At 33.8% G+C, this 15536-nt stretch carries 6 protein-coding genes; 1 reads left to right on the plus strand and 5 read right to left on the minus strand.

Annotation, left to right across the window (positions count from 1 at the left end):
* From V6251_RS07415 to V6251_RS07435, 5 genes are all read right to left on the minus strand, one after another.
* A partial coding sequence (locus V6251_RS07415) for an Ig-like domain-containing protein (protein WP_341587635.1) occupies positions 1-7130 on the minus strand: 7130 nt, incomplete at its 3' end.
* 402 nt (positions 7131-7532) lie between these two features.
* Positions 7533-9629 (minus strand): M13 family metallopeptidase, encoded by a 2097-nt coding sequence (locus tag V6251_RS07420; RefSeq protein WP_445933617.1) that lies wholly within the window; start codon positions 9627-9629, stop codon positions 7533-7535.
* A gap of 102 nt (positions 9630-9731) precedes the next feature.
* Positions 9732-13187, minus strand: a complete 3456-nt coding sequence (locus tag V6251_RS07425) for a T9SS type A sorting domain-containing protein (RefSeq protein ID WP_341587636.1) — start codon at positions 13185-13187, stop codon at positions 9732-9734.
* 105 nt (positions 13188-13292) lie between these two features.
* Positions 13293-13811 carry a nuclear transport factor 2 family protein gene (locus V6251_RS07430; RefSeq protein ID WP_341587637.1) on the minus strand — a complete coding sequence of 173 codons (519 nt, stop codon included), beginning with the start codon at positions 13809-13811 and terminating at the stop codon, positions 13293-13295.
* A 1-nt stretch (position 13812) separates the two neighbouring features.
* Positions 13813-14346, minus strand: a complete 534-nt coding sequence (locus V6251_RS07435) for a hypothetical protein (protein ID WP_145004504.1) — start codon at positions 14344-14346, stop codon at positions 13813-13815.
* Positions 14347-14507: 161 nt separating this feature from the next.
* Here V6251_RS07435 and V6251_RS07440 point away from each other — a divergent pair, with 161 nt between their 5' ends.
* Positions 14508-15455 (plus strand): NAD-dependent epimerase/dehydratase family protein, encoded by a 948-nt coding sequence (locus V6251_RS07440; RefSeq protein WP_341587638.1) that lies wholly within the window; start codon positions 14508-14510, stop codon positions 15453-15455.
* Positions 15456-15536 lie beyond the last annotated feature (81 nt).

The raw sequence follows: 15536 nt of genomic DNA on the forward strand, positions 1-15536 counted from the left end.
GTTACGTTTGCTGTATTATAAGAACATGGATCGTTTGGATCGGTTCCATCTATAACTTCTTGCTCATTAGTTACACCATCACCATCACAGTCTGCTGCTAACCAGTCTCCTGATTGAGTTTCTGTAACATTTGCTGGATCGTAAGAACAAGGATCGTTTGGATCGGTTCCATCTGTAACTTCTGTTTCGTTGGTTACGCCATCACCATCACAGTCCTCGGTTAACCAAGCTCCTGATTGAGTTAAAGTAACACTTGATACTATATAATCACATGCTTCATCTGGATCTGTTCCATCTGCAACTTCATCTGAGTTTGATACTCCATCACCATCACAATCAGCAGTTGGCCAATTGTTAGTAACAGTTATTGATGCAGAAACATCTTCACATGGTAGCTCTTGACTAATTGTATATGTGTAAACTCCTCCATTGTTAACTGCTGGATCAAATATTCCATCAATTAAATTAGGACTCCAGGTACCTCCTGCATCTGCAGTACCTAAAGCTGCGAATAAATCTATAGCATCACATGTTGCAGTTACTGCTCCATCTACACCAGGATTAGCTTGTGGTACGAAATCTACAACTACTGTAAGTAAATCTATACTTTCACAACCAGATGCATTTGTTTGGCTAATAACCACTAAGTTATCTGTCAGTGCAGTTAATAAAGTAGTTTCTGGTAAAGGCACTTTAGGGTCGGCTTCATAATCCGCTAAAGTATCGTAGTAGTTTAATGTTAATGTTTGACCATCTGTTGTAACTTCCAAATCAGCTAAAGTTGCTGTAGCCATTTCGGACTCGCAGAATTCTTGATGAGAATCACCATTTGGATCTTCCGGTTCTGGGTTAACAGTTACTACAAATTCTAGTCTATCTGATACAGCAGAAGTACATGTAGAAGGTGCATCTTCTGCAAATCCTGCAAAATAACTTACTCCATTAGTTAATGGTGTTGTATTTGATATTACATTACCTACTGCGTCATACCATATTACTGTTGCTCCTGATGGCGTATTATTTACAATTAAATCTGCTAATGTATTTCCATCTGCTTCACACGAAATTGGAGTCGAGTCTGTAGTTGTAGGCACAGGCAAATTACATAAGTATGTAATTGTTATTGTTGCATTGTCTGCTGGTAAATTAATATTTCCATCGTTATCTTGAATTGTATAATCAACTGGTGTTGGATTACCAGTAAATGTTGATAATGGTGTAAAAGTTGTTTCTCCTGTAAAAGGATTAACACTCCAATTACCTTCACCAGGAACATTAAATCCTGTTACATTTCCATTTACTACATTAATACTTGTTGCTCCTGGAGGTATGATTAAACTAACACTAGTTACATCCACACTTCCATCTGCATCTGCATCTACTAAAGGATTTGGATTAGATGGATCTTGATTATTAGCAAAAACGTCAATTGTCACTGTTGAACCTGCTATATTATCTAAATCATAATCATCTTGCGGTACTGGAGGAACAATAACGTAAGTTATAGTTAAAGTAGCTTCATTAGAAGTTAAACCTCCTGTATCGTTTACTTCGTAATTTATAGGTGTTGGATCTGCTGTAAATCCTGGTGCTGGAGTAAAAGTAACTTCTCCTGAAGAATCTACTTCCCATGTACCTTCATTTGGCACTACTAATGTATCATTAAATCCGTCACCATTACTATCTGTAGCATTAGGATCAACAAAGTTTACTGTTGATGGGTCAATTGCATTTAATGGATCAGCCAATGTATTAGGTATATCATTATCACTAATTAAAGTGTCCATTGTTACAGGGCCTGCTGGATTATTTAAATCTTCATCATCCACAGCTACTGGTCCATCAGGTATACGAATTGTAACTGTAGTAGTGCTTTCATTTCCGTCTTGATCTTGAATTGTATATTCAAAAGTAGTTTCTCCAGACCATCCTGGAGCAGGAATAAATGTCATTGAACCATCATCATCTAATATTACGGTCCCATTAGCAGGTTGCGCATAGTTGGTTACGACTGTATTACCTTCTCCTAAAATATCTTCATCATCATGATTTTCACCAAATCCATCATTTGCATTAAATAGATTAGCTACAATAGATTGATCGATTGCTGTGATAAAATCATCTGGCATGGCTTGTATAGCAGCTCTAGTTAAATTCATTTTAATTTGAGTAGGACCACACATACAATTTGCGTCACTTGGCTCCATAACAAATACTATTCCTGTTGATGAGTCACATGCTTCTGAACCGTTAAATTCAATAGCTTCTGTAAGTGATCCTCCTGCTGGTATCGCTCCGACTAAATTACCTGTATATATACTAGCACCTGTCGGATTTCCTGATACATCAGCACAGTAAAAATCATATTCTGCACCTGCAGGCATTTCTAATTCACCTGTGTTTTCAATTGTTATTGTTGCTATTGAGTAACCAAATGTAGAAATTGTTTCACTTAACGTTGCATCAGAAGAATTTAATGTTGCTGGAGTAGGTTTACGAATTTCTACATCTTTTTGCCTACTTCCAGTTTGAATAATAGCTGAAGTACATGTCACACCTGTTCCTGTTGAACAAGTTGTACCTGTACTTTCAATATAATTACTAACTGTAACAGATGCTGCATCTGAACAAATACCATTAATTGGAGTTACTTCAAAAGAAAATTCAATAGTGTCTCCATTAGTCATCCCTTCAGGATACTGAACAATTAATTCATTTGGAGATTCGGTATTAATAACAATATTATCAGTACCACCACCTGTATTTTGAAGTGTTCCTGGAACATACTCTAAACCAACTGGGATTATAACTTTTGCAAAATCTTCCGTACCTGTTATAGCCGAAGTACTTCCTCCTGCGATATCTGATATTGTTGATTTATTTATAACAGTAAAGTTAGCTCCACAACCATCAATTGGGTCTGGAACAGTTAATTCCGGAAAAGCTCTATATGGTGCGTCTAAACCTTCAACAATTACGCCTTCGGTTAGAAGTTTTGTATTATTTCCTTGTGCTGGGTCTCCACATGGTGCATTTCCATTTATCTTGAAACTAATAGGTGAGTTAGATTGATAATCACAAGTTGTCTGTAATGTATAACGTATCATTATTTTTCTATCATCTTCACTTACTCCAACTGCACCAGTACCAGGCAATCCTCCATAAACATCCATATCAGGATGCGCTAACGGAATTTCATAACCTGTAGTTACATCTACTACTGATGCTGTAATATCTTCCCAATTGCCTGAATTTCTAGGGTATTCAGATTCTACTAATATTATGTCTACTGCATCTGTACCTCCAAAAGGTTCAAGTGTAGATAATGGATTAACAACTGTACCTCTAAGTCCTGCATTATACTCCATTACCATAACAAAAGGAGCACAATTATTAACTGGAGCTGAAGGCTGAGAATTAACAGTTTGCTGAATTAATGCTGATGAAGGAATTAAAGCTATTGTAGCAATTTCCTTGTAACAAAAATCTGTTGTAGTTGAGTAATCTACTGGATATGCATCACAATCGTAACCTAGATAAAAATCTACTGGTCTTTGCTCACAGAAATTGTAAACCGCTGCAATACGAATGTTTTTAGAAGCACCTGCTGCAATTGAACCAATTTGCACATAACTATTTCCATCTGCATCAGTTATAATTTCTGTTGCAGGGTCAACAGGTGTTCCTCCACCTGAACCATCCGCTGCTACATCAATACTTGCATTGGTAACTGTTATATCCTGTCCTGGCACTTTTACCCAATGAAAAGGAATTTCTGTTGTTGATGTATTTATAATTTGTAAATCAAAAAAGGCTTCTGGTCCATAACCATCAACTGTTGAACCTATTAACGGTTGGAAGTTATACGTTGGAGCGCTATAATTTAATCTAACAGCAGCTCCTGCATCAGTATTACCAGCTGCGTTTATTAAGTCGTTAGTGCTATCTCCATCATCAGAAAAAACTACATTTTGTATTCTTGTCAGGTCTTCTCCATATTTACTTGGATCTGCATATACGTTGTGTGCCCAAGGATATAAATCCATTGTTGTAAACACATCAATTTCTGTAGATTCTAAAAGTTCACAAGTTCCTTTTACTGTTAAAACAGTTCTGTAAGCAGCTTGACCTCTTTGATCAGTGTCTCTATAGTTACTTCCAGGGACTGGAATTGCCCTCCAAGTGTTATCACTTATTTGAACTAGTTGTAAATCACCATCACTTGCTCTGAAAGTTCCTTCAGTAGTTTGTTGGCTAGCATCTAATACCCTAATACCATCAGGCACAAGGTAATCAATTTGTTTAATTGCTGTAATTGGTCTAAACTCTCCAGGATGTAAGTGTCCTATTGATCCTCTTATATAATTATTATAATCAATTGCCGATAACTCTGTACAATCTGCAAACACTTGACTAGCTCCTCCAGTTATTAGATTAGGTCTAGTAAACTCAACAGAATCTCCCCAATCATCACAACTAACTTCATTTGCTGAATTTGCGTTAACGTGTCCAGGCTCGATAGTAAAAAAACGTCCTCTAAAGCCCATTACGTTAAAATTGTTTGGATAAAATGTATCTAACATAAAATGCCAATCCATTTGTATAAAAAATTGATCACCATTATCTACAGTTCCAGAATCCAATAAAGCTATAGCGTTAGAAAAATCAAAGTCTGCAATAAAATCATTGCTTCCTCCTGGTTCTGGAATAATGACTGGAGGATTTAAGGCTGTTACAGGGGTTGTTAATCCTGTTGAGGCATCTATAAAGTATACTTGACCTTCTACGAATCTTATAGTTTCTTGACCTAAAGATGCCGAAGTTGGCAAGTCATACTTTTGTCTAAAATGTAAATCATCACCTACAATACCTCCTGCAGAACTATTCATAAAACCTTCGGCTACTACACGCATGTCATCACCAGCTAAATATTGGTCTAATTCATGGATAGCTGGATCTAATGTAACTAATGTAGTCATAGTATTATCCGTGTATCCAGGTGTTATTCTGAAGGAATCAAATGCTGTTATATTTGGTCCTTGACAAGGTGCACAATTATGTAATAATATTGGTAAAAAATCATCACAATGAACTTCATTTGTTTTACAAATATCTCCAAAAGAATCATACCAATTATATGTTGTTTTATAAGGAATTACAATTGGATTTGGTGTTGCACAAGTTGCAACTAATGGAAAACGAATATATTCGGCAGTTGTCCCACCTTTACTATATCCATTTGACAAATCAGTTGTTGAATAATAAACAGGTGTACCTGTACCTCCTGGTTGACTAAACAATGTAGGGTCTGCCGAAGCATCCAAAGTGACACCAGCAGGAACATCCAATTCAATTATCATTTCATTATCTGCGTCCCCATTAAGTATTGCATGACCATTATGTTGATAAGCAGTTCCAGCATTTCTAAAATAAGGACTTATTGCAACTTCAAAGACCTCACCATCTGAAGTATCTGTATCTTGCTCTCTTAAAGTAGGTAATAAATAATCTCTACCAATATTACCATAACCTAAATCTGTTCCTGCAATTCTAGGAATATCACACTGAGTTTTGGCTAAAGCATTTAAAAATAAATGTTCCCAATCTTGTAATCTATCATCTCCTGATCCACAAGAAAACACATCATCATCTACAAAAGTAATATCATAAGTTAAGGTAACTGTATCTCCTGCTGCTATGTCATCAAAACGCAAATCTCCATCAACATCTGAAAACCCTCCTGGACCATCTGGGTCTGCTAAAAGGGTGTCTTCACTTAAAATCTGAGTATCTCCATAAGCTGCATATGTTGGATTATCTGGCGTCCATCCTGAAATAAAAGACGAAACATCACTTTGCTCTGCACCAACACCTAATCTAAAATTAGTAAATAATTTTTGATCATAAAATTCACTTGGCCAACGGTTGTTATAATCATAACCAATATTTAATAATTGACCATTGGATCCTAAACCAAAGGATAATCTAACATCTTTAGCCCAAGCTGCAGGACCAGAACCCGTATTTTGTATTTCTATTACGACAGTATTTGTACCACAAATTTCTCTTGGTCTATCAACTACCGTAAAAGTTAATGTAGGAACTGCTGATCCAAAAAGAACTGATCCTACCACTTGATCCGACAAATAACAATCCCATCCAGCTCTGTGATCAATGTTTGTATCTGCTGTTGATGCTCCACAAGAGAGCAAACTAAATTGTTCTGTAAATTGTAAAGTTTCGCCATCGTCAAAAACACCATTGTTATCCTCTAAAGCAGGATCAACATTAGGATTGTCTTTAAAAGGAAAAACATTCATATCATAATTATATATTAAAGGATTAGCAGTATAATCAACAGGAAAAATTTCTTCTCCAGCATAAAACAACCTATAATTACTAACTTGAGATCCTAAAAGCACAGAATGATAACCCGTTTGCGTACCTGAGTTACCAGCATTAATATCAGATACATCTCTAGTGTGTGTACCTCCAACTAATGCAGGCACTGACAATATTGGAGAGTCAACTAACAAAGAAGGCGCTATTAAGTTATAAGTTCCCACTGTTTCATTGGTATCTTCTCCGCTACCTTCTCCTCCAGAGTAATTAAGCTCAATAAAATCTTTAAATGTACCTTGAGCTTCATTATGTGCTACTGCTGGGCAGTCTGCGGTACGTTGAAATTCAAAAATAACAAAACTACTTGCTCCCCAATTAGTTGCTGCGACACCTCTATTAATTTCAAAAACCGGATTATTTAAATCTGTTGAAGTACTTGAATCTAAAATAACAAATTGTCCTGCTGGATTTGATGATTTTATATTTGCAGTATTTGGTACATAGCTAACACCAGGAGGTAAATGCATAGTAACCAAAACTGAATTCGTGTTAGATCCTAATGAAGTAATAGCAACCTCATTAAATGACTCGTTACCAATACCAATACCTACACCTGCATCAGAGGATAAAATTGTAGGTTGGTAAGTAACCTCGAAATCGTCATTTGCATAATCAAACTGAGCAAAGGATGAAGTAACAAAACTTAAAGCAAAAAGCACTAAAAGTAAAAAACTTTTTTTGCTCCAAGCATTTATAAAAGTTAAAGAATTAGTGTAATTATTTTTCATAAACTTAGAATTTAAATTTTAATGTTGCGCACGATTCATGACGTGAAATCGTGTATCTGTTTTGGAAAACAAGCTTAATAATTTGTTGCTTAAATGCCCACAACAGATTTAATTTACTTTTTAAAATAAAATAGTTCGGGCCGATGGAAAGTAGGTTTTTTGGGGTCATATTTCTTGAAATTTAAATTACCAATTTGTTTAACCATTTAGTATTGCACAGGTTATACAAATTAGATTTTATATACAATAATGTTAAAAATTTAAGAAAAGTCTGTTAAACATTATGTTTTTTTAAAATTAAATTCGTTAAAGTGTATTAAAAATCCGACAAAAAAAACAACAAAAAAAAAGAACAACTAAATAGTTGCCCTTTTTTTTAAAAAGAAATTTCTTACTAAATCTTTACCAAATTCTTACACGATCTTCTGGTGCGATAAACATTTTATCTCCTTCTTTAATATCAAACGCTTTATAAAATGCATCAATATTTAATAAAGGTTGTACAGCTCTAGTCATCCCTGGAGAATGTGGATCTGTTTTAATTCTTGTTTTTAATGCATCATCGCGCATTTTGGTTCTCCAAACGGTAGCCCAAGACATAAAGAAACGTTGTTCTGCTGTAAAACCATCAATATCTTCGGGTCTTCCGTCTTGTTCAAAACTCATTTGTAAAGCGTCATAAGCAGCTAAAACACCACCTAAATCTCCAATGTTTTCACCTAATGTAAAAGCACCATTAATATTGGTTTCTGGTAATACTTCAATACCTGAATATTGATCAGCCAATGCTTTTCCTAAACCTTCAAATTGTTTTAAATCTTCATCTGTCCACCAATTGTTAAGATTTCCATCTTTATCATAACGTGATCCTGAATCATCAAAACTATGTGAAATTTCATGTCCAATTACAGCTCCAATCCCTCCATAATTTACAGCATCATCTGCAGTATAATTATAAAAAGGTGGTTGTAAAATAGCTGCTGGAAAAACAATTTCGTTGTAAGCTGGATTAAAATAAGCATTTACTACTTGAGGAGCCATGTACCATTCTGACTTGTCAACTGGTTTTCCTAATTTTTGAATATCATCTTTAAAATTCCATGCAGTAGCATTTAAAGAGTTTTGTAAATAAGACCCACCTTCTTCAACACTATTAATCTTTAATTCGGAATAATCTTTCCATTTGTCTGGATAAGCAATCTTAACTTTAGTTGCTTTAAGTTTTTCGATTGCTTTTTGTTTAGTTTCTGGACTCATCCAGTCTAATTTATTTATACGATGCTCAAACGCTAAGATGACATTTTCAATCATTTTTTTAGCTTTTACTTTAGCTTCCGCAGGAAACTTTTTGTCAACATATAATTTACCCAAAGCTTCTCCTACGGTCCCGTTTAATGCACCTAAAGCACGTTCTTCTCTTGGACGTTGTGCTTTTGATCCATTTAATTCTTTACCGTAAAACTCCCAGTTAGCAGTTTCAATATCTGTGCTTAAATAACCAGCAGCGCTATTAAATGTTTGCCACTTTAAGTAAGCTTTCCAGTCGCTAACATTACCATCAGCCAATACTTCTTGTAGTCTATTAAAGTAACCTAGATCACCTATAATAACAGTATCTAATTGTTTTACACCTATACCAGAAATAAAGTTTTTCCAATTAACTGCAGGCACCATTTTTTGAACCTCTGCAATTGATCTTGGATTGTAACGCTTACGTGCGTCACGACGATCTACCTTATCCATTTTAGCTTCTTCTAATCTTGTTTCGAAAGCTAAAATTTGTTCTGCTTGTGTTTTAGCTGTTGCTTCATTATCACCCAAATATTGAAACATTCTAGTGATATGTGCTACATACTTTTCTCTTTTTTCTTTTGAGTCGGCATCATCCTTAATGTAGTAATCTCTGTCTGGTAAACCTGTGCTACCTCCTCCTAAATAGGCAACGTTACGATTACTATCTTTAGGATCAGATCCTACACCAAAACCATAAAGACCACCTCCACCTTGAGGTTCCATTTCAATCATGTAAGCCTGTAGGTCTTCGATGTTTTTTATAGCTTCAATTTTAGCTAAATATGGTTTTACTGGCTCAATACCTAACTTATTACGACCAATAGTGTCCATAATAGTTTGGTAAAAATACACTGCCTTTTCTTGGTCAGAACCTGGTAATACTTTAATGTTTTCAAGATCTTTATTATCAGACATTGCTGCTTTTAAAATTGCCAAAGCGTCAGCATCTGTTTTTTTACGCAATTCTTGGAAACTTCCCCAAGTAGCTTGATCATCCGGAATCTCGTTATTGTCTAACCATTTTCCGTTTACATATCTAAAGAAATCTTCTTTAGGTTGTGTTGACTTGTCCATGTAATCTAAATTGATTCCTGGAACGACTTCTAATTTTGCAGTTGGTTCTGCTGGCTTGTCTTCTTTACATCCCATGATGGTTAAGCAGCCAACTATACCAATTACAGTTGATTTTTTAAGGTTGATTTTCATTTTTTGATAGTGTTTATATTACGCGTATAATAATTGTTTAAGGTATAAAAAACGCGCCTACTAGCTGGTAGTAAGGCGCGTTTTTTAAGTTTAAATTAACTTTTAATTAACAATTAGCTTTTTAGTTATTCTGCCAACATTAGTTTGTAAATTTAAATAATAGACTCCTGTTGAAAAGCTACTTAAATCCAATTGATACAAATTATTATTAGTTTTAGCTTCTAATTTATTATAAATTAATTTACCTGTAAGGTCATAAACCGCAACATCAAAACTTTGATTAGAATGTGTTTTAATATTGAATAAGCCTTTTGATGGATTTGGATACACCATAAAATTGTTAGTTTTAAATTGATCAACACTTAAATTATCAGTTCCTCTGATCACAAAATTATCAATTATAACACCTTCTTCCTGAACAGCTTGATCAGACTGAAACACAAACCTAAACATGATACTAGTCTCTGTATTTAATGCTGTTAAATCATAGCTATACTCTGACATTGTAGCAGATTGTGCATCTGTTCCAGACCACTGTGATCCAATACAGTTAAAACACGTATTATTCTCGCCTTGCGCAGTATCATTATTGTACCAATTTGGATCTGTTGCTGCACCTAAAACAGTCCAAGTTAATCCTTGGTCAATGGAGTACTCCATATATAATAGATCCCAATCATCTTCAAGCTGAAAAGCCATATCAAATTTAAGCTCAGGACTTGTTAATGTTGTTAAATCAAAGCATTGTGACACTAAATAACTTTTTACATTATTATCATAATCTCCCACCAAGTTTGTACCATATACTTGATTAGATAGATCTGAAGATGGGTTATTTAAAACTGCTCCTGTTGGAACGCCTCGTTGCCAATATTGTGTTGCTGCACTTTCGTCAATAACTAATAGTTCTTCTTCAGGTGTTTCAAATGTGTTTACCACTTGTGTTACACCACTGTCATTAACATAAATAACTTTTTCTTCAGAGTCATTATTACTTGCATAAGCATCACCAGCAATAGTTGATGATACTTTAAATGTATAAATTCCTTTAGGTAAATTTAGTACTGGTAAATCCACTAAAGTTGATGTTTCCGATAGTAAATTACCTGTCCAATTATAAGCATTAGAAACACCATCGATTAAGTAGTTAAAATCTACAGATGTTATAGGACTTAACCCATTATTTTTAATTTCTACTTGAGGTACAATATTAGCATTACAATCTACAGCTGCACTAATACCATTAAGCGCTACTAATTTAACATCTGTAGCTGCCAATTCGGTTGGAATACTAGATTGCCATATACCTCTACCATAGGTAGCTGCAGTAATTTTATCATCTAAAACATTAATTTCTACATCAGTTACAGCAACATTGGGTAAATCGTTGTTAAATAAATCCCATGTTAAGGTATCATCATCATATCTATAAACCCCTAAACTTGTCCCTAAAAACAATGGGTTTTTAGAGTGTAATGCTTGATGTTTAATGCTGTTTTTTGTTACTGCTGGCAAACCGCTTGATATGTCTGTAAAATTGTTTCCGCCATCAACTGATTTTAAGACCTGACCAAAAACGCCAGACGTTGTTACGTAAATTATATTACTATCAGAATTATTAACTTCAATAGAAGTGATATTATTAGCAAATGATGCCACATTTATAAACAAACCACCTGCATTAGTGCTTTTTCTTAAAGTAGAATTTATGGCAACATATATATTATCGGGATTAATTTCATCAATTTCTATTGCACTAATATTACTTGATCCAAAAGGGGACGAAACTGCTACCCAATTATTTCCAACTAATTTATATAATGAATTATATCCTGCATATAACTCACTATTACTACTCATAGCTAAAGGCGTAACCCAATTTCCATTTTCTCCTGCTGGAGAACCAACACTTCCTGTTATAGCTCCACCTGAATTTGAAGAAATGTATAGTCCACCTCCATTTTGTGTAAATCCATAATAATTACTAGAATTTGCTGGATCGATAGCAGTATCCATACCATCTGCTCCATAATAATTTTGCCACTGTCCATTATTATAGGCGTGACCACCATTATCTTGTAAACCTCCAACCATTTTATTTGAGCTTTGTTTAGAAACAGCTACTCTATAAAATTGACTAATCTGCATACCTTCTGTCAAGTCAGTGAAACTGATACCTCCATTTTGTGATTTGTAAAAACCACCATCTGTTCCTGCGTATAAATCACCATTAAAAAATCTTAAAAAGTGAATATCTGCGTGAGTGTAAGAAGATGAAAATGGAGCATTCCAATTATTAAGTTTAGTAAAACTTGTTTGATTACCTGTTACTAGCCCTTTCCAAATATTTAATACACCTGTATAAATTTCGTTTTCATTAGTATCAGAAACAGCAAAAGCAAGGTCAAACCAAGATTGAGTAGATTCAAAAACATCTCCATTACTTGCTAATGAGGCTACTTGTGTAAAATTAGCCCCAGAGTCTGAAGACTTGTAAACACCTCTAAAACCATAACTATTATCAGAAATCAATACATAAACTACATTTGGGTTTGCAGGTGTTACGTCAATAACCATTCTTGACACGCCATTAAATGTTACACCATTTGATGTTAATGCAAAAGACTCTCCACCATCTACAGACTTATAAAATCTGTTATTAGAAACAGCATATAGTGTATTTGGATCTGTTGGCTTAACTTTTATGTCCTTAATATTTAAACCTACTGTTCCATTTGAAAAACCTGAAGCATTAAAATTACTCCAAGTTACTCCTCCATCGGTAGTTTTATAAACACCATTATTTGTAGCAACCCATAATATATTAGAGTTTGATGGATGGATATAGATATCATTCAATGAGTCCGGAGAATTACCTGGATTTAATCCTGTAGTATTCCAAGTTAAACCACCATCTAAAGATTTCATGACACCAACACTATAGGAGTCTCCTGCATCATCGTCTCCTGTAGCTATATATATAATATCACTATTACTGCCATCTATTGCAATACCTGACACACCTATTTGCGGTAAATCATCGGTTGTAGTTGTCCAGGACAAACCAGAATCTATAGATTTCCATAAACCACCAGCAGGCGCTCCTGCATAAATTGTTGAAGGTGTATTAGGGTCTTGCACAACAACATTTACTCGACCTTGACCAGAAGACCAAGATCCAGTGTTAGAATGTGTAAAAGGACCTACCGGTTGCCAATCACTTTCATCCACCATAACGTTACTGCTTCTTAAACTAGTTTTGGTGCTTTTAACTTCTAAATAAGTATTCCACAACTCCAAAGATGTTGGTAAAGTACCGTCTGGTTTTACATAGTTTGACCAATACGTTTCCCATCTTTTAAATGGTTTATAACCACTCCCTTTTTGATTAGGATCTCTAGTTTCCCAATAGGTATTAAAGGCGTCAACTATATCCTGAAATTTTGCAGGTTTTGATTTATCACCTGAAGTTTGCTTAAGACTACTCATCCATGGAGCATCTTGATTAAATTGAGCAAAAGTTAAAGTACTAAAAAGCACAAAAACTAAGAGTAACATTTTTTTCATTTTTACTAACATTTTAAAATCAAAAATAGATGTTTTTTATTTAATTACTGATGTATTAACAAAAAACATCGACAAAATACACTCTTTTATGAGTATTTAGTAGTTTTTTAATAATTTTAACTTTAAAATGCTATCTGATGCCTTTTTTAAATTTATCACTTCACTTACATTATCATTTGGTATTGCTATTGACAAGACGTAATGTTTAACCTTCCACACATCGCCGACTTTTTCAACAACTCCAGACCCTCTGCAAATTTCCATTTGTGTATCTAATAATTCATCAAACCACGCTAATTTTTGATTTTCATACACATAAATATTTCTTGATATTGTAGTAAAACTCCATGCTTTTCCTTTATCAAAATAAGGTTTAGCAAATGCCTTGAATTGATTGTTTTGCCAATTTTCGGTTGCATCTGTACCTATAAAAACGCCATCTGTTGTCATTAAATTAAAATAAGCATCAAAATTGGCTTCTGCAGCAGCTTTATGCCAAGCTTCCAAACTATAATTTATATCTTCTTTTTGCTTTACAACATCCACTTGCACTTCTGCTACTTTACAAGAAAACAATAGGGTAAGACCTATTAGACAAAAAATTACGTATTTCATTTTAATAAGGCTTTATAATAGTTTGACTATCTTTTTCTATCTTTTTGTTTATCTGAAGGTTTAAATTAGAAAGCGCAACAAACACTTGTTGTATTGCCAATAACTTATCTTTTTTTGAACTTGTATTTAAACTTTCAATTTCTTGAAACTTAAAAAGCATGGTTTTTAAAACCAAAACTCTAGCTTTTATAGGCTCAGTATTGATACCTTCAGGTATTGTTTCTTCTAAATCTTTAAGGCTAGAAACAAACAAATCTGTATCTGCATTAAAAAATGAAAAATCAGGAAGTTTGATTTTTTCTATTCCGTTAACGACATTCAAGTAAGGTTGCCAATTTGAAATAACCTTATTAGTCTTTGCATCTAAGCCTATGTCTTTATAATTAACTTTAGAAATATCCTTCTTAGTTAATTTTAACGAATCCGTTACAACTGTATTTTGCTTTGACACCTCTTCAGCTGTTATCTCTGTGTTTTCCTTTTTACAAGATGTAAATAATAACACAGTAATTACTAATAATTTTATAAATCTCATGATTAAAACTAAATGTTTGACACACAAATATATTAGATTAAAGAGTTAAATATTATTAAAACTTAAAATTGTTTATTCTGACCACTTTTATAATTTTTTTATTAATAAATCTTTAAAATGTTATTACTTTTGAGCGCATATTTTACACATAATCCAACAAAATGAGCGAAAAAATATTAATTATTGGAGCAGGAGGACAAATAGGTTCAGAATTAACCTACAAACTTAGAGCTATTCATGGTGATGCTAATGTTATTGCAAGTGATTTAAATTACAATAATCTAGATTTAGTTAATTCTGGTACATTTGAGATTATCGATGCTATGGATTATGCATCCATTAAAATATGTTGCGAAAAACATAATATTGATACCATTTACCTAATGGCAGCTTTATTAAGTGCTACAGGAGAAAAGTATCCAATGAAAGCTTGGGATTTAAACATGCAATCACTTTTTCATGTATTAAATTTAGCTAAAGCTAAAGCTATTAAAAAAGTATTTTGGCCTTCTAGTATTGCTGTATTTGGACCTACCACTCCAACAGAAAACACTCCTCAATATACTGTCATGGAACCAACTACTGTCTACGGAATTACCAAGCAAGTTGGTGAACGTTGGTGTGAATATTATCACGAAAAATATGATGTAGATGTAAGAAGCTTACGTTATCCAGGAATAATTAGCTGGAAAACGCTACCTGGTGGAGGAACAACAGATTATGCTGTAGAAATCTATCATGAAGCTTTAAAAAATAAAAATTACGAGTGTTTTTTAACTAAAAACACAGCGCTTCCAATGATGTACATGGATGATGCTATTACGGCTACTGTAAATATTATGTCTGCAGATTCTGATAAAATAAAAATTAGATCTTCTTATAATCTTTCTGGAATTAGCTTTACTCCAAAAGAGATTGCAGAGTCTATAAAGAAAGAGATTCCAGAATTTAAAATCAGCTATAAGCCTGATTTTAGACAACAAATTGCAGACTCTTGGCCAAGTAGTATTGATGACACTGAAGCTAGAGAACAATGGGATTGGAAACATCAATTTGATTTAGATGGAATAACCAAAGACATGCTAAGCAATTTAAGTAAAAAGTCTTAGCTGTATTAAATAATCTAATTTGTTGATAGTTAAATAAATACCTAAAAAAGAATCTCTAACTAAATTTATACTTTATCGAAA

It is taken from the genome of Olleya sp. Ti.3.14, assembly GCF_038154885.1.
Taxonomy (GTDB): domain Bacteria; phylum Bacteroidota; class Bacteroidia; order Flavobacteriales; family Flavobacteriaceae; genus Olleya.

What these genes read in the sequence shown, in the direction of transcription:
- V6251_RS07420 (WP_445933617.1), bottom strand. Translation starts at nt 9,629, where the DNA reads ATGAAAATCAACCTTAAAAAATCAACTGTAATTGGTATAGTTGGCTGC.
- V6251_RS07425 (WP_341587636.1), bottom strand. Translation starts at nt 13,187, where the DNA reads ATGTTACTCTTAGTTTTTGTGCTTTTTAGTACTTTAACTTTTGCTCAA.
- V6251_RS07430 (WP_341587637.1), bottom strand. Translation starts at nt 13,811, where the DNA reads ATGAAATACGTAATTTTTTGTCTAATAGGTCTTACCCTATTGTTTTCT.
- V6251_RS07435 (WP_145004504.1), bottom strand. Translation starts at nt 14,346, where the DNA reads ATGAGATTTATAAAATTATTAGTAATTACTGTGTTATTATTTACATCT.
- V6251_RS07440 (WP_341587638.1), top strand. Translation starts at nt 14,508, where the DNA reads ATGAGCGAAAAAATATTAATTATTGGAGCAGGAGGACAAATAGGTTCA.